Annotated in this window: 18 protein-coding genes and 1 tRNA gene; 16 read left to right on the plus strand and 3 right to left on the minus strand. The window is 67.7% G+C overall.

The features are described from left to right. Positions 1-37: 37 nt before the first annotated feature. The 4 genes from ACLJOK_RS00760 (at position 38) to ACLJOK_RS00775 (ending at position 4234) form a co-directional block, all read left to right on the plus strand. On the plus strand, positions 38-985 hold the full coding sequence (locus tag ACLJOK_RS00760; RefSeq protein WP_410815484.1) for a hypothetical protein: 948 nt from the start codon (positions 38-40) through the stop codon (positions 983-985). Then, on the plus strand, positions 982-2673 hold the full coding sequence (locus tag ACLJOK_RS00765) for a M16 family metallopeptidase (protein ID WP_410815485.1): 1692 nt from the start codon (positions 982-984) through the stop codon (positions 2671-2673). The genes ACLJOK_RS00760 and ACLJOK_RS00765 overlap by 4 nt, the downstream gene beginning before the upstream one ends. A 63-nt stretch (positions 2674-2736) precedes the next feature. After that, positions 2737-2813 (plus strand) — tRNA-Ile (locus ACLJOK_RS00770). 68 nt (positions 2814-2881) lie between these two features. Beyond that, positions 2882-4234 (plus strand): tyrosine-type recombinase/integrase, encoded by a 1353-nt coding sequence (locus ACLJOK_RS00775; protein ID WP_410815486.1) that lies wholly within the window; start codon positions 2882-2884, stop codon positions 4232-4234. On the opposite strand, the gene ACLJOK_RS00780 is transcribed toward ACLJOK_RS00775, so the two are convergent. Next, complete coding sequence (locus tag ACLJOK_RS00780) at positions 4154-7099, minus strand: NACHT domain-containing protein (RefSeq protein ID WP_410815487.1); 2946 nt, start codon at positions 7097-7099, stop codon at positions 4154-4156. The genes ACLJOK_RS00775 and ACLJOK_RS00780 overlap by 81 nt on opposite strands. Before the next feature lie 99 nt (positions 7100-7198). Between ACLJOK_RS00780 and ACLJOK_RS00785 the strand changes: the two genes are divergently transcribed. Beyond that, positions 7199-7747 carry an HD domain-containing protein gene (locus tag ACLJOK_RS00785; RefSeq protein WP_410815488.1) on the plus strand — a complete coding sequence of 183 codons (549 nt, stop codon included), beginning with the start codon at positions 7199-7201 and terminating at the stop codon, positions 7745-7747. A 7-nt stretch (positions 7748-7754) separates the two neighbouring features. Here the strand turns inward: ACLJOK_RS00785 and ACLJOK_RS00790 are convergent, their stop codons facing one another. Further along, positions 7755-8225 carry an NUDIX hydrolase gene (locus tag ACLJOK_RS00790; protein ID WP_410815489.1) on the minus strand — a complete coding sequence of 157 codons (471 nt, stop codon included), beginning with the start codon at positions 8223-8225 and terminating at the stop codon, positions 7755-7757. A gap of 4 nt (positions 8226-8229) precedes the next feature. After that, on the minus strand, positions 8230-8988 hold the full coding sequence (locus ACLJOK_RS00795; protein WP_410815491.1) for a helix-turn-helix domain-containing protein: 759 nt from the start codon (positions 8986-8988) through the stop codon (positions 8230-8232). Between the two features lie 135 nt (positions 8989-9123). On the opposite strand from ACLJOK_RS00795, the gene ACLJOK_RS00800 reads away from it, so the two are divergent. The 11 genes from ACLJOK_RS00800 to ACLJOK_RS00850 all read left to right on the plus strand — a co-directional run bounded on the left by ACLJOK_RS00800 (position 9124) and on the right by ACLJOK_RS00850 (position 17493). Continuing rightward, on the plus strand, positions 9124-9363 hold the full coding sequence (locus ACLJOK_RS00800; RefSeq protein WP_410815493.1) for a helix-turn-helix domain-containing protein: 240 nt from the start codon (positions 9124-9126) through the stop codon (positions 9361-9363). Continuing rightward, a complete protein-coding gene (locus tag ACLJOK_RS00805) occupies positions 9363-9596 on the plus strand; it encodes a DUF6284 family protein (RefSeq protein WP_410815494.1) in 234 nt (77 codons plus the stop codon). Before ACLJOK_RS00800 ends, ACLJOK_RS00805 begins: the two co-directional genes overlap by 1 nt. Next, positions 9596-9970 (plus strand): RRQRL motif-containing zinc-binding protein, encoded by a 375-nt coding sequence (locus tag ACLJOK_RS00810; protein ID WP_410815495.1) that lies wholly within the window; start codon positions 9596-9598, stop codon positions 9968-9970. Before ACLJOK_RS00805 ends, ACLJOK_RS00810 begins: the two co-directional genes overlap by 1 nt. Then, a complete protein-coding gene (locus ACLJOK_RS00815; RefSeq protein ID WP_410815496.1) occupies positions 9967-10887 on the plus strand; it encodes an ABC transporter permease in 921 nt (306 codons plus the stop codon). Before ACLJOK_RS00810 ends, ACLJOK_RS00815 begins: the two co-directional genes overlap by 4 nt. An 89-nt stretch (positions 10888-10976) precedes the next feature. Continuing rightward, positions 10977-13196 (plus strand): cell division protein FtsK, encoded by a 2220-nt coding sequence (locus ACLJOK_RS00820; protein WP_410815497.1) that lies wholly within the window; start codon positions 10977-10979, stop codon positions 13194-13196. Between the two features lie 142 nt (positions 13197-13338). Continuing rightward, positions 13339-13587, plus strand: coding sequence for a hypothetical protein (locus ACLJOK_RS00825; RefSeq protein WP_410815499.1), 249 nt, complete (start codon positions 13339-13341; stop codon positions 13585-13587). Beyond that, positions 13584-13880, plus strand: coding sequence for a hypothetical protein (locus ACLJOK_RS00830; protein WP_410815500.1), 297 nt, complete (start codon positions 13584-13586; stop codon positions 13878-13880). Before ACLJOK_RS00825 ends, ACLJOK_RS00830 begins: the two co-directional genes overlap by 4 nt. After that, complete coding sequence (locus ACLJOK_RS00835; protein ID WP_410815502.1) at positions 13880-14179, plus strand: hypothetical protein; 300 nt, start codon at positions 13880-13882, stop codon at positions 14177-14179. The genes ACLJOK_RS00830 and ACLJOK_RS00835 overlap by 1 nt, the downstream gene beginning before the upstream one ends. Before the next feature lie 31 nt (positions 14180-14210). After that, the gene (locus ACLJOK_RS00840; RefSeq protein ID WP_410815503.1) at positions 14211-15182 is read left to right on the plus strand and encodes a bifunctional DNA primase/polymerase; all 972 of its coding nucleotides are present in this window, start codon (positions 14211-14213) and stop codon (positions 15180-15182) included. After that, the gene (locus ACLJOK_RS00845) at positions 15179-15937 is read left to right on the plus strand and encodes a DUF6884 domain-containing protein (RefSeq protein ID WP_410815504.1); all 759 of its coding nucleotides are present in this window, start codon (positions 15179-15181) and stop codon (positions 15935-15937) included. The genes ACLJOK_RS00840 and ACLJOK_RS00845 overlap by 4 nt, the downstream gene beginning before the upstream one ends. Next, positions 15934-17493, plus strand: coding sequence for a hypothetical protein (locus tag ACLJOK_RS00850; RefSeq protein WP_410815505.1), 1560 nt, complete (start codon positions 15934-15936; stop codon positions 17491-17493). Before ACLJOK_RS00845 ends, ACLJOK_RS00850 begins: the two co-directional genes overlap by 4 nt. Positions 17494-18298 lie beyond the last annotated feature (805 nt).

Genomic DNA, 18298 nt, shown 5'->3' on the forward strand with positions numbered 1-18298 from the left:
GCCCCGCCGCGGTAGTTGATCACCTATGATCGCCGCCATGCCCGCCCCTCTACCGGCCCCCACCTTCGACGCCGGTGCCGCGTACCCCGAGGTCGAGGACCTGCGCAAGGCGCTCGATGCCGCCGACTGGCCCGCCGTTCGCGCGATGGTCGCCGACCGCGACCCGGACGGCCGCACGCTGCTGGCCCGGGTCGTCGGCGATCAGGTCGGGATCGAGGCGTTCCTCCAGCGGGCGTACGACGACAACCCCGAGGACCCACATGCCGGCGTGCTGCTCGGTGCCTGGCTGATTCGCGCCGGCTGGCGCATCCGCAGCTCCTACCGCGCGCAGCACGTCAGCCGGTCCCAGTTCGCCACGTTCCACGAACACCTGCGCCGCTCCGAGCAGGTGCTCATCGACGTCACCGCCCGGCACCCGGACGACGCGGCCGCCTGGACCCAACGGATCACCAACAACCGTGGCCTCCAACTGGGGCAGGCCGAAGCGCGCCGCCGCTACGACCGCCTCGCGCAGCACCACCCACACCACGCGCCCGCGCAGTCGAGCCTGCTCCAACAGTTCTGCCCGAAGTGGAGCGGCAACTGGGACCGCGCGTTCGGTTTCGCCAGGGAGTGCGCCCAGGCCGCCCCGGACGGCGCGCTGAACGCGGTAGTGATCGCCGAGGCGCACCTCGAACGCTGGCTGGAGTTCGACACCGAACGGGAGCGTGCCGCGTACCTGCGCGACACGGCGGTGGTGGGCGAGGTCATGCAGGCCGGGCAGCGGTCGGTGCTGCACCCGGACTTCGTCGACCGGCCCGGCTGGGTCTCGGTTCGCTCGGCGTTCGCGCTGATCTTCAGCCTGACGGAGCAGTGGACCGCCGCCGCCAGCCAGTTCACAGCCCTCGGCAACCGGGGCACCGAATACCCCTGGGACTACGTCGACGGAGCCGCAGGCTTCACGAAGTTCCGCGCCAAGGCGTACGCGAAGGGCGGCCAGTCATGATCCAGCACCTGGACGTGGACGGGGTTCCCACGCTGCTCGCCGCCACCGGCGGGCCGATGCGCGCCGGGCTGACCTTCCGGGTCGGCACCGCCGACGAGACGCTCGTCCGCTCCGGCATCACCCACCTCATCGAGCACCTCGCGCTCGCGCCGCTCGGCCTGGCCGACTACCACGTCAACGGGGCGACCGCCCAGGCGTTCACCACGTTCCACACTCAGGGCTCCGAAGCGGACATCGCGGCATTCCTCACCGCTGTCTGCGGGAACCTCTCCGACCTGCCGGTGGCGAGGCTGGACGTCGAGAAGGAGATCCTGCGGACCGAGTGGAGCAGCCGGGGCGCCGCCGCTGTCGACAGCATCCCGCTGTGGCGACACGGTGCCCGGGACTACGGGCTGGTCAGCTACCCCGAGTGGGGCCTGGGCGCGCTCACCGCCGACGACCTGCGCGAGTGGGCCGCCCGGTGGTTCACCCGGGAGAACGCGGTGCTCTGGATCGCCGGTGACCGGGTGCCCGCCGAACTGCGGTTGGCTCTGCCCGCCGGGACCCGCCAGCCCGCACCGACGGCGTCGTCGGCGCTGCCGCAGACGCCCGCGTACTTCGTGAGCGGCTCCCGGGCCGTCGTGCTCGACTCGGTGGTGCGCCGCCGCGCCGCCGCCAGTGTCTTCAGCGCAGTGCTGGAGCGGGAGCTGTACCGCTCGCTGCGCCAGGAGGCCGGCCTTTCCTACACCACCACCACAGGGTACGAGCCACGCGGCGACGGTTACGCCACGCTGCGGGCACTCGCCGACGCGCTGCCGGAGAAGCAGGACGCTGTGCTCGGCGGCTTCATCGACGTGTTGGCCAAGATGCGAGTCGGGCGGATCGAGCAGGCGGACCTGGACGCCACCATCGCCAAGCGGGAAGACTTCCTCGGCATCGCCGAGGTGGACGCGGCACGGCTGCCGTCGTACGCCCTCAACGTCCTGACCGGAGAGCCGAACCTCAGCGTCGACGAGCACCGGGCCGAACTCAAGGCCGTCGACCTCGCCGACCTGCACGAGGTGGCTGGGGAGATGATCGCGTCGGCACTGCTGATGGTGCCCGGCGGACTCACCGCCGACTGGGCCGGCTTCGCCGCCGCACCCACTCACTCGGCCGAGATCCTGCAGGGCACCACCTACTCGTCGAAGGAAGGGAACGCCGCGCTGCGCGTCGGCGTGGACGGGGTGACCCTCCTGCAGACCGGCGACCCGCTGACCGTCCGGTACGGCGACTGCGCTGCCATGCTGGTCTGGCCGGACGGCGCCCGACAGCTCATCGGCTCGGACGCCATCGCGCTGCACATCGAGCCCACCCTGTTCAACCTGCACCCGGGAGTCATCCCCGCCATCGACGCCAAGGTGCCCGGCGACCGGCGGATCCCCATGCCGGCCCGTGCCCCGGACGCGATCCCACAGCCACAGGCCGCCGTACGGCAGGCCACGCAATCCGCCACCAGCACCTGGTGGGAACTCCCCGTGATGGTGCTCAGCGGAATGGGCGTCCTCGTGGTCGGCGCACTGAGCGTGCTGCTGACCCTCGCCATGCTCCTCACCGAGACCAAACCGGGCGAAGAAGCGCTCTGGGGCGCCGTCGTGGTGCTCTGGCTGCTCACTGTTATTCTCACGTTGCCCATCGTGAAGCTACGGCGACGGCGGCGGAGTCGATGAGGTGGGGCTGGATCGCTGCTGGCCCGTGATCCACCGGGCGGGATAAGATCCGGCGCGGTGTTCGGGGCGGTAGCTCAGCCGGTTAGAGCAGGGGACTCATAATCCCTCGGTCGCGGGTTCGAGTCCCGCCCGCCCCACCAGTACAAACACTCGGTCGCCGATCTTCGCGTGGTGCCACTCGTGGTGCGGGCGCGCTACGGTCGGCCCCATGGCGACGGCGAACGGGCGTGCGAAGCGTCAACGCGGCGAGATTGAGGAATTGCCCAGCGGCTCACTCAGGGTGAAGGTCTACGCGGGCATCGACCCCATCACCAAGAAGCGGCACTACCTGACCGAGACCATCCCGCCCGGTCCGACCGCCCGTAAGGAAGCCGAGAAAGCGCGTACGCGCTTCCTCGGCCAGGTGGACGACCGGCGCAACCCGCGTACCCGTGCCACCGTGGATCAGTTGCTTGACCGGTGGCTAGAAGTGCTCGACGTGGAGACGTCGACCCGGCAGGGGTATGTCAAGAAGCTGAACAAGCACGTACGGCCGTTGCTCGGCAAGCTGCCGGTGGGTCGGCTAGACGCCGAGACGCTGGAGTCGTTCTATGCGGTGCTGCGGAAGTGCCGGGACCACTGTGGAGGCAGAAGCCGGAGGGCGATCGAGCACCGGAAGGCAGGGCCGCACGACTGCACCGACAAGTGCCGGCCGCACGAGTGTAAGCCGCTCGCCCCTGCATCGATTCGGCAGATTCACTGGATCCTGTCCGGTGCGCTGAACCGAGCCGTCCGGTGGCGTTGGATCGCAGTCAACCCGGCAGATCAGGCAGAGAAGCCCGGGATGCCTCAGCCCAACCCGCACCCGCCAACGGCGCCCGAAGCCGCCCGGCTGGTCATGCAGGCGTGGAAAGACCCGGACTGGGGCGCGTTTGTATGGCTGGCCATGACGACCGGCGCTCGCCGGAGCGAATTGTGCGCGCTGCGGTGGTCTGCCGTTGACTTGGACAATGCCGTGCTGACCCTGCGGAGCGCGCTGTACGTGGACGACGCGGGGAGGCTGCGGGAGAAGGACACCAAGACACACCAGCAGCGGCGTGTCGCCTTGGACGCAGAGACAGTGAAGGTGCTGGAGGACCAGGTGGCGCGTTGCGAGGAACGGGCCTCAACCCTGGGTCTGCCGGTGAGCGGTGACGGCTATGTCTTCTCGCCCGATCCGGACGGCGGTGCTCCGTTGGCGCCGGACACGGCCACGCAGCGGTTCAGCCGGATGGCCGCGCGACTGGGCATAACCTCAACTCTGCATGCGCTGAGGCACTACTCCGCGACGGAATTGATCGCCGCTGGCGTGGACGTGCGGACGGTTGCAGGTCGTCTTGGTCACGGCGGCGGCGGATCGACAACGCTGCGGGTTTATGCCGCTTGGCTGTCGGAATCGGATCAGCGCGCTGCTGCTGCACTGAGCGCCCGTATGCCCCCGCGACCTTCAGCGAGCGCTGAACTACCACACAGCGTCGCTCCTCGCCTTGTCGACAAGCGATTTGCGACCAGTAACCCAATTGGCCATCCAGGCGGGCCGTAGGGCACGGATCTCGTCCAGTTCCTCGCGGCTGAACTTGGCCGCCTCGGAGATCTCGGCTGCCACCAACTCATCAATATTATCCCCAAGCCTGTGTCGGAGGCAGCGGTAGAGAAGATCGCCCCTAAGGTGATCGTTCAGCTCTTCCATAAAGACACTGACTGAGCCCGGATTTACCTCCGCCGCCACGAGCGCGAGCCAGAGCGCGATTTCCGTGAGGAATGAGCCCGATGCTCCCTTAACAAAGCTCACCCTCAACAGCCGTCGATATATTTCTGTGATGGCAGCGTCAAGACCCGCTGCCTCATCGTGAGGCACGTTAGGCGACCGAACAGATAGTGAGCGGTGAAATTTATCCGCTGCATTGAGTTCGGCTTCGGAGATCGCTTCTCCCAAGATGTATTTGATGGCACCAGCGGCGAAAATCCCGAGCTGTGGGGTGCCGAAGCAGTCCAGCACCAGCGGGAAAGTTCCGATGCTCTTCTTTTCAGTGCTCAATTTTCCGAGCATAGCCAAATACGTACGAACATAACTGTCGGATCTGGCTAGCTCCTTCTCCTCAGACAGCAACACGGCGGAAACAATGTCGCCCCATTCGTCCGAGTGCAGGTCGCCCTCGCCCGAGATCTGTATGCGCGCCCACCTCGACGCGAAGGCGTGCCGGAACCTCTTGCGTGCAGCCTCGGTCGACTCCTGGTGTCCGAAGCGATATCCTCGCTGACTATCTAGGTACGCGGAGATCTCTCTCTCCGCAAACCCTTGCTCGGTGAGAAGTCGTCCGCATATGTTCCGAGGATCCTTGTAAAGCTGAAGTAGGGAGATGAAAGCGCGACGGTCTTCGAGTGTTGTCGCATGCTGCGGTCGCCAGAGGTCGAACGCTTGGATCAGCACTTCACTGACGAGGCGAGCACCGACAGGGGTTGAGTTAAGAACCCGAAGGCAGAGCGGAACGTGTTTTCCCGCTGCGACCTTGCGCCCTTCCTTCCCAGCTCTCATCAATGCTCGCAGTAGCGCCTCCGACCCCCGGTAAGCTTTGTCATCGTAGGCTTGGAACATCAGATCAGGGAGAACCGAGCTGGGATTCTTCTTGTATGCCTCGAGGATCGATTCGAGGACGCTTTCCTGAGATTCGGCTCGATGCACGATCGCTTCGGCTGCGTAGTACTCCATGAAAGTTCGGTGCGTAAAGGAGAATAGCCGTTCCCCGCGTTCCGAGTGTCCGACTGCCGTGAGTAGCCAAGCCCGTCCTGCGCAAAATTCCAGAAACTCCCGTGCCCTGACTTCAGCATCCCTGGGATCAACGCCAGCCGTGTCGGCGAAGTAAGCCCCGATGATCCTCGTCAACTGCTTTTCTTCTACACCGCCCGCCGCAGACGGAAATTTGTAAAAGAAATCAGCCAATTCTTCCATAAGGGTGTGGCCGTAGCGTTTGTGGTCCACCGGCTGCGGAATGTGCCGGATGGCATCCCAACTGTGGAACAGAAGGTCCGCACACTGCTTGTATACGTCCCGCTGATTCATTGGGATGTAGCCGCGCAACCGGTACAGCGTGCAGAGAAGCGAAAGCATGAGCGGATTGCGACGTACGTCATCAATCTCCATCGACTCGTGCAAGAAGGCGGATGGATCTTTGGAGCTTCTGTGCATGAGCCTGAACCAGCGGTTTACATATTCGGTCACCTGGTCGAGTGAGTACTCCTGTAGCTCGAATGTCGGGAATCTTCCTTCGGCGAATCGAGCGCTCTCGTATCCGACCTTCCGAGTGGTTGCAATCATAGATGTTAGCGGCCATTCCTGCGCCAGCAGCTCAATTTTTTCAATCAATTTGCGGCGCTGATGTATCTCAGTCACCTCGTCAACGCCGTCGAATATTACGAAAGCGCGACCTAGGGCTAGGAGTTGTTCCACATCGCGCCGTTCAACGGAGAGTCCGAGGCCGTTTATTGCCCGCTCCACGTGCTGGATCGCTGGTGCTGTGACGTCTGCCGAAAGCTCTCGGCATCGCACAAGTATAGGAGCGAGGTCCTTCGACGCGCGATTGGCGATGGTGTTCACTAGGCGCGTGACGAGCGTGCTCTTGCCAACACCTGGGTTCCCGATTACCGCGACCCGCACACCCGCGATAGGATCCTTGAACACTTCGGCCAGGCTTGCGTGTGCTGGTGTTTGGGACTGGAGGCTTCTCTCAATATAAAGTTCCTCGTACCGGAATCGGTGGCGTTCTTGGGCATGCTCCAGATGCATCTCGTTAGAAGCATCACCAGCGATTCGGCAGATATCAGCACACAGTGCTCGAAGCTGTGTCACACGATTCGGGTTTGAGGTGGCCTCGATCGTTGCGCGGATATAACGGGGCGCGGTTGGCAACGTAACCCCTGCGGCCCTGTTAGTTGAGTCAACGAGGCGTGCTGATTCTGCTTTACCGACGCGCGCAACTGCGCTCGGCTGCGGCGCAATCGCCTCAAGGTGTTTTATCAAGAGCTGCCATACCACCTCGGACGAATGGGTCCAAGCCCGAGGATTCGGTCCGCCCCAGTCCGAGACGCGTTGATCGAAGGCGTTCCTAAGGTATTTTAGGGACCTGTCGGCATCTTCATGGTTTTCGCGGACTGCTTTTAGGAGTACGTACCCCTGAGCCAGTGCAGCCACTTCGGCTGTGTTGATGAAGTCGGCTATGTCGTTGAGGTCCGAGTCGTTGACGATAATTTGCTCGTCGTTGGAGTGCCTGAGCAAGAAGGCGCTCACGTCGACCTCGGGCGCCAGTGGACTTCTCATAGCGCCGTGCACAGATGCCATGAACTTGACCAGCAGCGATCCCAGCGCCTCGCCAGCGGCGCCGGTGGCAATGGCGGCTGCAACGTCGGCCATAGTTCCCCCTCCTAGGTCTGGGAGAGGCTAGTCGTATTGAAGGCCGCTCGCTACACCTCGGCTGCCGACATCCGCTTTGGCAGTCAGTAAGCTGACAGGATGGAGTCTCGGACCGCCGCCCGCGTTCTGGCAGAGCAGTTGCTCGCCTCTGCTTTGCCGCGCCGTTGGAGTCACGTCACAGCGGTTGCCAGAAAAGCGAATCAAATTGGCTCTTTGTTCGCAGAGGCGGACAAAGAGGCGCTCGTTGCGGCTGCCTGGCTGCACGACATTGGCTATGCGGCTGAAGTCGCGCAGACTGGCCTACACGCCCTTGATGGCGCCCGTTGGCTGCGGCGCTCCGAGTGGGATCCTCGGGTTTCGGCACTGGTCGCCTATCACTCGTGTGCCATTTATGAAGCCGAGGAGCGGGGTCTATCCCATTTCTTACGGTCGGAGTTTGCCGATGAAGAATCAGCGGTGCGCGACGCCCTTTGGTACGCAGATATGACTACAGGGCCGGACGGCCGGGAAATGACAGCCTTGCAGCGGCTCGCGGAGGTGAGGCAGCGCTACGGCCCGTCTCACGTTGTGACGCGATTTTGGGCGCGGGCGGAGCCGGTTCTTCTAGCGGCTGTCGCTAGAACGGAACGTCTTCTGCAAGCAGGCTAACTAACGGTCAGCCGATATACGGCTCGCGTCGACGCTCGTACCCGTGCTGGATGCGCAATCGAATTGAGGAGTGAATATCAAGGTCCGATAGTTCTTGCCGACTTGCCCAACGGACTTCGGACGATTCACTGCTCGGGGTCGGGCTGCCGCCTTGATACCGAGCACGGAAGCATATTGAAAACTGTTGACGCACTTCTCCGTCGCTGTAAGCCATGACATGCTTCGGGTCGGTGTAGACGCCGACGATTCCAGTGACCTCGACGTCAATTCCGGACTCTTCCTTGGTTTCGCGTACCGCTGTTTCTGCAATGTACTCGCCGAAATCTTGGGCACCGCCGGGGATTGCCCACAGCCCGTTGTCGGTCCGCTGAATGAGCAGCACACGATCCTGTGCGTCGAGGACGAAGACGGTCACCGCAACGACGATGCTGTTGGCCTTCGGCGCGCGCGGGTCGTCGTAGTACTCGGTCCTGGCCATGTCCTCAGCTTGCCACCGCTGGCTGCCACACGGGCAACGAGGACTCCCACACCCGGTCGAAGCTGTCCGCGTACGTGTCGAAGAGGTCGCCGCCGGCGAGCCGCCGCAAGTGCATAACGGGCGTATGTGCGGCCGGGAAGCCGAAGACGTGCGAGTTGACGATCATTTCGTCATCGAACCGGAAGATGGAGTTGTAGAGCGTCGTCCGGTGAAAGTGCACATTCACGCCCTGGATGTTGCGTAGCCGCTGGTAGAAGGCGAGCACGTTCCGTACCTTGCCTGCCATCGCGTCGCCGATGCCTTCATCCGCCCCGCGTTGCGCCACCTCGGGGCTGTCCGGGTCGCCAAGCAGGATCTCAACTCGCGTACCGGCCGCTGCCTTCGCCTTGAGCGTGGCCACCAGCTGCGGTTGCTGTTCGGGCAGGAACAGTCCTGCATAAACCAGGATGCCGACTCGTTCCTGCGCTCCCGAGATCAGTCGTCGCCAGAGGTCGTCCGGCACGGCTGCGCGTCGCGGGTAGACCTGCACCACCTCGGACTGTGCAACGCGGTTCGCGCGCTCCTGGGATACGGCACCCGGCCACAGGTACGACTCGCTTTCCTTTACTAGCGCGGCGATCGCGTGCCGATAGCGCGGGTATGGCGCCCGCCCCTGCGTAATCCAGCGTTCCACGGTCTTCGGGTCCACCTCCAGCCGGTCGGCTATCGCTGATGGTGTCAAGCCGTTGCGGAGCATCGCATCGCGTAGCCGGTCGTTCGGCACTGCCGCCTCCAAGGAACGTCTAGGGACGACTTGAAGATAGCAAGGACGTCCCTAGTCGTCCAGTGTGGTGGTGAAGGCGTCACGCCTCGTGATCGGAACCTATGTGCACCCCGATCAATGAGCCGGAGGACACCGATGAAGACCGATCAGCCTGCTGGCCACCCCCAGCGGTTCTACACCGTCGCCGAAGCGGCTCGATTGCTGCGTACCTGCGACATGACGTTGTACCGGGCGATCCGCGTGGGCGAGTTCCCGGCCATCCGGATTCGCGGTCGCTACGTCGTTCCCGCGAAAGCCATCGACGCGATGGAAGCCGGCGCCCTGGCGAACGGCCAAGTCGACGCCGCCGACTACACCACCCGGAGCGTGGCGTGATGGCGACCTTCGACTACGAGCCGAGCGCCATCGACCTGGCCGTGATCGATACGGAGTGGCCGCTGATCGCGGCCGAGCTGGACGTACTCGACGCTGAGATCACGCTGCTCTACGCCGAGGACCACGGCGGCCCGACCGCGCTGGACTGGCGTCGGCTGCGCCGGGCGGAGGCCCGCGTCACCCGCGCCGCCACCGACAACGCCACCCGCACCGACCCGCGCCGCGCGGCCTGATGTCGCGCGTCCGCGCCGCCTACTTCGACCCGGACGGGGCGCGGTACGGCATCCCCACGTACTGGTGGAGGGGTGCCCCGCCCGGCTTCGCCACCCGTCGTCAACTGACCGCCGCCGGCCTACGGCCCGGTGGTCAGCCGATCGCCGCTCAGGTGCTCTGGCGCGGCGTCGGCGGGACTCGCACCGCGTACCTGTACCGGCTCGACCTCGCCGCTCCGAAGCGCACTGCAACCCCCGCGCAGCGCGCCGCGATCGGCAAGGCACTCACGGCCCGCCGGACCTGCCCGACCTGCCACGCGGTCCGCCCGTACTTCATCCCGCGCTCGCTGGGCGAATGCCTCGCGTGCGCCTTCCCCCAGGAGGACACAGCATGACCGCCCCCGCCATCAACGGCACCAAGTACCCGCAGCCCGTCGACGAGCTGCTACCGGCCGCCCGCACGCTCAGCGCCGAACTGGGTGAGGTTCCTTCGCGGAACCGGCTGATGACGGAGTACCGCATTGGTGCACCGAAGGCGACCGAGTTGCGGACGCGGCTGGTCGAAGAGAAGGCCCGGGAGATCGTTGCCCGGGACATCACGACCTACAACCTGGTCCGAGGTGGGACCGGCGGCGCGACTGACGCGGATGTCGCCGACGCGGCCCACCGGGTAGCGGCCGACCCGACCGCCTCTGACTATCTACGGGAGACGGCCCGGGATGTGCTCGCGAAGGTCGCCCCGGATCCGCTGGCGGACCCGGTCGTGCCCGAGGACGCGCCGCCGGCCGCCCCGGAGTCGCCCCCCGCGTCGGAGATCTCGTCGACCGACCCGCCCGAGCAGGTCGCGCCGGTCGGTCACCCGGACACGGCCGCCCCGCCCGCGCCGGCCCGGTCGGCGGTGGTGTGGCCGGTGGTGCTGCTGGCCCTGCCCGCGTTCGTCGCCATCTGGTCTGGGTGGGTCGGCCTCGGCGGACTCACCGGGTTCGGCATCGTGCACCCGCTACCCGGGATCTGGGACAGCTTCTCCATCAACAGCGCGATCACCCTGCCGATCGGGGTCGAGACGTACGGCGCTTACGCCCTCTACGTGTGGCTGTCCGGCCGGGTGCCCGAGCGGGCACGGACGTTCGCCAAGTGGTCCGCCCTCGGCTCCCTCGCGATCGGCGCGCTCGGGCAGGTCGCCTACCACCTGTTGGAGGCCGCCGGAGTCACCTCGGCCCCGTGGTGGATCACCACCGCCGTGGCCTGCCTTCCGGTCGCGGTGCTCGGCATGGGCGCCGCACTCGCGCACCTCGTCCGCAACCACGACTAGCGCCGCCCGGCGGCGCGGCCCCTGGCTTCCCAACCTGCGCCGCGCCGCCGGCCCCTACCGATCTCCCGACCGTTGGAGGAACCCCCATCATGACTGCCCCTGATGACAACCGTTTCGACTGGCAGGCCGCACAGAACGACCTGACCGACCCCACCACCGGCCCGGATGCCGAGGTGGTCGACCTGGACGACGCCCGCGCCCGCCGGGTGCCCCGCCCCCGCCCGCCGGCCGACGCCGACGACACCACCGAGGACGACAGCACCGAGGACGCCGAGACGATCGACGACGGCCCGGAGCGCCTCGGCGGGTTGGTCGACGCGGCCGAGGACATCCCGCCTGAGGTGCTGGCCCGGCAGCGGGAGCACCGGCCGATCCTGGCCGAGTGGGCGCGCTCGTGGCGCGGCCTACGCGCGGCGGCGCGGCACCAATCGAAGGATGCCGGCTACGTGACCGCGTACCACGCGGTGCGGCTGCCGAAGTACGCGGCGAAAACCGTTGTATGGGCTCCGGTTGGGCTGTTCCGCGGCCTCGGTCGGGCGTTGCACTGGGCCAGCGCCGAAGAGGGCAACTGGCACCTGCGGCAGGCCGCCGCGACCCGTGGTGAGGCGGACGTGTGGCTCAAGCTGGACGCCCGCCGGCAGCGCCAAAGCGTGTGGCGGTGGTGGGTGCTCGCCGCTGGTGCCGGCGCGACCGTGGCCGGGGCGATCGTGCTCAGCCTCGGGCCGCCGTGGTGGCGCTACCTGGCGCTGGCGGTGGTGGTGCCGCTGCTGGCTACCCTCGGCCGTCCGGCGGACAAGCCGCTGACCGACCGGGTTACCGAGGGCACCCGTTACCGCAAGCTGACCGCTGACCTCGTGCGGCGGGCGTTGACCTCGTTGCAGATGGCCGCGATCAACTCGGCGGTTGCCAAGGACCCGAAGGCGATCAGCTTCCCGGTGGACATTCACCGTGACGGCCCCGGGCACCTGGCCGTGGTCGACCTGCCGTATGGGGTGGAGGCCGCCGAGGTGGTCGCCCGCAGGGGTCGGTTGGCCTCGGCGATGCGGCTGCCGCTGGATCAGGTGTGGCCCGAGCCGGCACCGGGTCATACGGGCCGGCTGGCGTTGTGGGTCGGCTACGAACCGGCGTCGCAGATGACGCAACCGCCCTGGCCGCTGCTGTCGACCGGCGCGAAGGTGGACCTGTTCAAGGCGTTCCCGTTCGCCACCACCCCCCGACTGGACGCCCTCAACGCGGAGATGATGTTCCGCAACTGGCTGTTCGGTGGTCAGCCCGGCTCGGGGAAGACGTTCGCGCTGCGGACGTTGGTGCTGGCCGCGTCGCTGGATCCGCGCGCCGAGATCCGGGGTTACGAGTTGAAGGGCGTTGGGGACTTCGCGGTGTTGGAGCCGGTCATGGCCGAGTACGGCAACGGCTTCGATGACGACACGCTCGCCCGTTGCTTCGCCTTCATTGAGTGGCTGTACGAGGAGTGTCGCCGCCGGTCCAAGCGCATCGACCACTACGCCAGGTTGGGCAAGGCACCCGAGAACAAGGTCACGCCCGAACTGGCCAACCTCAAGGGCTCCGGGCTTCACCCGCTCGTGGCGTTCTTCGATGAGCTGCAAGAGCTGATGACCAGCAAGTACGGCAAGGAAGCCGGCGAGATCCTGGAAAAGGTCATCAAGCTCGGCCGGGCGTTCGGCGTGATCCTGCTGATCGGCACGCAGATCCCCGACAAGGACAGCCTGCCGACCGGCATCACCCGCAACGTCAACTCCCGGTTCTGCCTCTCCGTGGCCGACCAGACCGCCAACGACATGATCCTCGGCACGTCGGCCTACAAGAACGGATACCGGGCCACGGTGTTCGTGCCAGGCGACGAGGCCGGGTGGGGCATCCTGCGCGGCTTCGGCCCCAAGCCGACTGCGGGCAAGTCGTACAAGGTAGACACCAACGCCGCCGCCGGGATCGTTGCCCGCGCGGTCGCCCTGCGACAGGCGGCCGGGACGCTGCCCAAGCCGGACGAGCAGACCCGCGAGGTTGCCCCGGTCGCGGACGTCCTGGGCGACCTGGCGCGGATCTGGCCGGGCGACGAAAAGGCGGTGTGGAACGAGACGCTGTGCGGTCTGCTCGCCGAGCTGCGGCCCGAGGTCTACGGCGGGTGGGAGGCGGCGCAGCTCACCACCGCGCTCAAGCCGCACCCGGCGGTGAAGGTCGGCGACGTGGGCCGGCGCATCGACGGCAAGCCGACCACCCGGCGCGGCATCAAGCACCCCGACGTGCTCGCTGCGATCGCGGAGCGTGACCGGAAGCGGTCCGCCGGCTGACCACTGCGGAGGGTGCTAGCGCTAGCGGCCCGATCTGCTAGCGCTAGCACCCCCGCTAGCACCCGATCCGAATCATGAGCTGCGACCTAGCAGATAGCAGCTCACGGCCGTTCGCACCCAAAAACCGGCCCGGGAGGCACTTGTGAACCCCCACCTGACCGCCGCTATCGTCCTCGTCGCGATCCCCGCCCTGATCGCGCTCGGTTACGCCATCGTGTGCTGGGTCAAGCCCGTCAAGACCTGCCAGCGGTGCGCCGGCACCGGCCGCATCACCACCCGCGTCCTGCGCCGCCCGCGTGCCTGCCGCCGCTGCGACCGAGGCCACCGGCTGCGCACCGGCCGCCGCGTCTACAACCACTTTCACCGCCTGCGCGCCGAGGCCAACCGATGAACCGCCGCACCCGCGACGGGCACACCGACTGGTGCGGCAGAGACCACCGCTGCGGCCTCGGTGAGCACCGATCCGAAGAGATCGTGGTCGACGTTGCCGGCCGCTCCCGCGCGGTGCTGGTGCGGGTGCGCACCGCCGCCGGGCGGGAGCACGCCGAGGTGCGCGTCAGGGTCGCGCTCGCACCGGGCGAAGTGGCGGCGCGGCGGCAGTTGGTGGGGTTGTTGGGTGACCTGCGGGAAGCGGTGACCCGCGCCGCCATCGCGGGCCGCCCCCGACCTCGACGGGCCGCCTGATGCCCACCGCGCGCCGCGACGGCCCATCCCCGCGTGACGCCCGGCTGTCCGGGTTGGAGGTCTGGCTCACCGGCACGCCCGCCGAGCTGGACGCCGTCACCGCCGCGCTGGCCGACGCCGGGCACCTCACGCAGCACGGCACCCGCCGACCGCTGACCGGCACCGACGCCGGCCGCTACCGGCTCTATCTGCGCCTCAGCCTCACCGCCAGCCGGCAGCGGCCCACCGGCACCCCGGACGCCTCCGGCGGCGCGCTGATCGACCTCACGGCCGCCCGCGCCGCCCGCCGTCCGGCCTGATCCATCCCCGCGAACCTTTGGGAGATCTCCTATGCCTGACCTGTTGACTGCCGCGCTCGCGCACGCTGCGCGCGGCTGGCACGTCTTCCCCCTGCGTCCCGACGACCGACCTGACGACCCCGATGCGGCCAAGCGGCCCGCGTTTCCCAACCGCTGCACCGCCGAGCACTGCCCCCGCACCGACCCGCGCTGCCGCGCCGCCGGCCGTCACATCGGCTGGGAAAAACGCGCCACCACCGACCCCGAGCGCATCCGCCGGGCATGGTCGACCCGCCCCTACGGCATCGGCATTGCCTGCGGCCCGTCCGGGCTGGTCGTGGTCGACCTCGACGTGCCCAAGCACCCCGACGACACCCCACCGCCGCAGTGGGCTGGGGCGTGTGACGGCCTGGACGTGTTCGCCACCCTCGCCAACCGGCACGGCGGCATCGACGCCACATACACCGTGACCACGGCCAGCGGCGGCAGTCACCTCTACTACCGCCACCCCGCCGGGCCACTGCTGCGCAACACCACCGGCGACCGGGGCGGGCTGGGCTGGAAGGTCGACACCCGCGCGCACGGCGGCTACGTCGTCGCCGCCGGCAGCACCGCCGCCGGCCACCCATACGCGGTGGCGATGGACTGCGACCCGGCGCCACTGCCCCCATGGGTGGCCGGGCTACTCGCACCCGCCCCGCGACCGGTCCACCGGCCCGCACCGGTGGCGCTGCCGGCCGACCGGCGCGGCGCGTACCTGGCAGCGGCGATCCGCCGGCAAGTCGCCCACCTCACCGCCGCGCCCGAGGGCCAGCGCAATCACGCCCTGTTCACCTCGGCAGTGGCGCTCGGGCAGCTCGCCGCCGGGGGTGCGCTCACCGACGACGACGTGACCGCCGTGCTGCAACCCGCCGCGCTGTCGCTCGGCCTGCCCGCCGGGGAAGTCGCTCGCACGATCGCGTCGGGGCTACGGACCGGGGCGCGGAACCCGCGCCGCCTGGGCAGCGTGGGGCGGGCGGCATGAGCGGGATCGGTGACAACCAGAGTTGTCGCCGCGCGCCCCAGCTCCACGCGGCGACGGGTCATGTCGCCGAGCACGCCGCCGCGCTGGCCGCCGCGCAAACCCCCTCGGATGCTCTCGCCACGCTGGCCGCGTTGGAGGCCGCGTGCCGGGAGGCCCGGGAGTGGATCGCGGTTGACGCGGTGCTGATCGACGGGTGGTCGTATGCCGACGTGGGCCGGGCGATGGGCACTACCCGGCAGGCAGCTAGCAAGGCATACGCCGACGCCGTCAACGCCCGGATGCGGCGCACCGTGATGGGCCGAGACGACGCGGTGGTGATCGTGCCGTGCGGCGTGGCGAAGCTCGACCGGACCGCGCCCGCTGGGCGCTTGTACACCGGCAGCTACCACCGCGCATGCCGGCGCGCGGCGGAGCGAATCGGCGGACGGCTGCTCATCCTGTCCGCCCGCTACGGGCTCCTCACCCCGGACACCGAGATCGAGCCATACCAGCTGCGCATGGGCCAACCCGGCGCGGTGAGCGTGCCGACCATCCGCGCGCAAGCACGCCGGCTCGGCATCGACGTGGCCAGCACCGTGACCGTGCTCGCCGGCCGCGACTACGCCGACCCCGTCACAGCGGTATGGCCCCACGCACGCCGGCCGCTCGACGGCACACGCGGCATGCCCGAACAGATGGCCGTGCTCGCCCAGCTGGCGCGCACACCGACAACCCCGGTTGTCACCGAACGACCCACGGAAGGACTCGCCGCATGAGCACCCGGTTGCAGATCGGCTCCGGCCCCGAAACCATCCGCGTGCTCAAAGCGGCGCTGGTCGACGGGCTGCTACCCGACACCTACGTGTCCGCCGGAGCGCTCGTGCACATGGAAGCCGTCTCCGGCGGGCTAGCCACCGCCGCCGACGAAGACTCCCCGCTGCCGGTATCGGCGAGCATGGTCAACCCCGCCGGGCTAGCCGGGCTACTGGCCGAGCACGCCTACGTGTACCGGCTCAAGACCCGCAAGAGCGACACCGGCGACCCCGAGGTCTACGAAGACGAAGTAACCCCACCTCGCGACATCCTGTCGTCCGTGCTGGCCGGCAAAACCTGGCCGGGCGTACCGCCGCTGCGCGGAATCATCGGCGCCCCGGTACTGCGCCGTGACGGCACCCTGCTCCAGCAGCCCGGCTACGACCCGGCGACCGGCCTCTACCTGGCGTCCAAGGTGGCGCTTCCCCCGGTGCCGGACCAACCGACCCCGGAGCAGGTAGACGAGGCGCGCACGTTCCTACTCGGCCGGTTCCTACGCGACTTCCCGTGGGCATCCGCCGCTGACCGGGCTAACTACGTGGCGCTGCTGGCTACGCCGATCCTGCGGCACTTCACTCGGTCCCTGACGCCGTTCGCGCTGATCGACGCGACCATGCCGTCATCCGGGAAGACGATCCTCACGGCCGGGCCGGGCATGCTCTACGGACAGCGGGTCATGACCTGGGCATACTCCGATGAGGAACTGCGCAAGTCCATCACGGCGGTGCTGGCCGAGCAGGTCGGCGTGGTGATCTGGGACAACCTGGCCGAGGGCACTGTTATCGACTCGGCCGTGCTCGCCCAGCTCGTCACCTCCGGCGTCTGGTCCGACCGGCAGCTAGGCGCGTCGCGCAACGTCGCCACCGTCAACGACCGGCTGTGGATGGCCACCGGCAACAACCTCCAGGTGGGCGGGGACATGGCCTCCCGCACCGTCCGGGTGCGCCTCGACCCGGACATGCCCCGCCCCGAGCTGCGCGACCAGCGCGGGTTCGGCATCCCGCACCTTGACCAGTGGATCACCGACCCGGCAAACCAACTCACGGTGTTGTGGCACCTGCTGGTGCTGGTCCTCGACTGGACCCGCCGGGGAGCACCTCGGGTGTCGGGGTTGTCGATGCGGCAGTTCACCCCGTGGGCGCAAGCCCTCGGCGGGTTCCTCGCGCATCACGGCATCGACGGGTTCCTGACCAACGCCGCCGACATTCGTGAGATCGATGAAGACGAAACGCGCTGGCGCGCGTTCCTCACCTGCTGGCACGACCGCCACGGCGGCCGTGCGATGACCGCCGCCGAACTCCGCCAAGACGGCGAACCCATGCACCTCGGCAGCGACGCCCACGACCCGTGGGACGGGCAGTTCATCACCACCCACAACGGCCGCCTACCCAACCCGCTGCAACTCGGCCGACTCCTCACCGGACAGGCCGGGCGGTGGCGCGGTGAGCACGTCGTCCGCGCCGGCCGCAACGACCGAGGCGACCGGTCCGTCTTCTGGGTCGAGCACCACGAGGGGTGAAACCCGCTGAACCATCTCCGCATCTCCGCAACGCCGCACCGACCCCCTACCACCAGGTAAAACACCCTGCGGAGATCAGAACCAAGAGGAACATCGATCTCCGGATCTCCGCAACCAAACTGCGGAGATCCCGGCCCTTTGCGGAGATGACCCCTCACCACCTCCGACCATCTCCGCAAGCATTTGCCCAGCTCACAGGCATGTTTGCGGAGATGCGGAGATGCGGAGATGGTTCAGCCGCTCTCACGCAAGGCGGTTGGCCACCCGCCGTCGACTTATCACCGCAACCCGCTGAGAGCCACACAGCGTTCGACGCAGAGCCCTTACGCCGAACTGCCAAAGATCTTGCCTGTACGGCGCTTTCAGCGGTTCGGACGCCGAGATAGTGCGGGGAGGTCGCCGAGGTGGAACCTCCTCCTTCAGATGAGTTGCATCGAGGGCCTACGCTGGATGCAACCCCGGGCATCCGGGCTGACTCCGCGCCGGAAGAGGTTAGGCCAGTGGCCAAGTCATCGAATTAGCGGGATTGCGGCATGGATCGGACTCGCCCTGCTCAGCGGGCTCGTCCAGAATCTTGCCTACGACGGGATCAAGGCCGCTGGGCGGTGGCTGCGCAAACGTAGTGCCACGGCTCGCGACCGCGCATGCAGGACCGGGCCGGGTGGCGGTTAGCCGCTCGGGTCTTAGCGCCCCGTCCCGTGCGAACCGGGGCGGGGCGCCTCTTTGTGACCGTGCGATCCCGTCAGAAATTCCTGGCGGCCTAGATCGGCCCGGACCACCGATCGCGCGCTGTCTACAGTGCGGT

Origin of the sequence: Micromonospora sp. 050-3 (genome assembly GCF_046549335.1) — a bacterium.
Lineage (GTDB): Bacteria > Actinomycetota > Actinomycetes > Mycobacteriales > Micromonosporaceae > Micromonospora > Micromonospora trifolii.

What these genes read in the sequence shown, in the direction of transcription:
- ACLJOK_RS00840 (WP_410815503.1), top strand. Translation starts at nt 14,211, where the DNA reads ATGCCTGACCTGTTGACTGCCGCGCTCGCGCACGCTGCGCGCGGCTGG.
- ACLJOK_RS00850 (WP_410815505.1), top strand. Translation starts at nt 15,934, where the DNA reads ATGAGCACCCGGTTGCAGATCGGCTCCGGCCCCGAAACCATCCGCGTG.
- ACLJOK_RS00775 (WP_410815486.1), top strand. Translation starts at nt 2,882, where the DNA reads ATGGCGACGGCGAACGGGCGTGCGAAGCGTCAACGCGGCGAGATTGAG.
- ACLJOK_RS00780 (WP_410815487.1), bottom strand. Translation starts at nt 7,099, where the DNA reads ATGGCCGACGTTGCAGCCGCCATTGCCACCGGCGCCGCTGGCGAGGCG.
- ACLJOK_RS00785 (WP_410815488.1), top strand. Translation starts at nt 7,199, where the DNA reads ATGGAGTCTCGGACCGCCGCCCGCGTTCTGGCAGAGCAGTTGCTCGCC.
- ACLJOK_RS00790 (WP_410815489.1), bottom strand. Translation starts at nt 8,225, where the DNA reads ATGGCCAGGACCGAGTACTACGACGACCCGCGCGCGCCGAAGGCCAAC.
- ACLJOK_RS00805 (WP_410815494.1), top strand. Translation starts at nt 9,363, where the DNA reads ATGGCGACCTTCGACTACGAGCCGAGCGCCATCGACCTGGCCGTGATC.
- ACLJOK_RS00800 (WP_410815493.1), top strand. Translation starts at nt 9,124, where the DNA reads ATGAAGACCGATCAGCCTGCTGGCCACCCCCAGCGGTTCTACACCGTC.
- ACLJOK_RS00760 (WP_410815484.1), top strand. Translation starts at nt 38, where the DNA reads ATGCCCGCCCCTCTACCGGCCCCCACCTTCGACGCCGGTGCCGCGTAC.
- ACLJOK_RS00810 (WP_410815495.1), top strand. Translation starts at nt 9,596, where the DNA reads ATGTCGCGCGTCCGCGCCGCCTACTTCGACCCGGACGGGGCGCGGTAC.
- ACLJOK_RS00835 (WP_410815502.1), top strand. Translation starts at nt 13,880, where the DNA reads ATGCCCACCGCGCGCCGCGACGGCCCATCCCCGCGTGACGCCCGGCTG.
- ACLJOK_RS00820 (WP_410815497.1), top strand. Translation starts at nt 10,977, where the DNA reads ATGACTGCCCCTGATGACAACCGTTTCGACTGGCAGGCCGCACAGAAC.
- ACLJOK_RS00845 (WP_410815504.1), top strand. Translation starts at nt 15,179, where the DNA reads ATGAGCGGGATCGGTGACAACCAGAGTTGTCGCCGCGCGCCCCAGCTC.
- ACLJOK_RS00815 (WP_410815496.1), top strand. Translation starts at nt 9,967, where the DNA reads ATGACCGCCCCCGCCATCAACGGCACCAAGTACCCGCAGCCCGTCGAC.
- ACLJOK_RS00765 (WP_410815485.1), top strand. Translation starts at nt 982, where the DNA reads ATGATCCAGCACCTGGACGTGGACGGGGTTCCCACGCTGCTCGCCGCC.
- ACLJOK_RS00830 (WP_410815500.1), top strand. Translation starts at nt 13,584, where the DNA reads ATGAACCGCCGCACCCGCGACGGGCACACCGACTGGTGCGGCAGAGAC.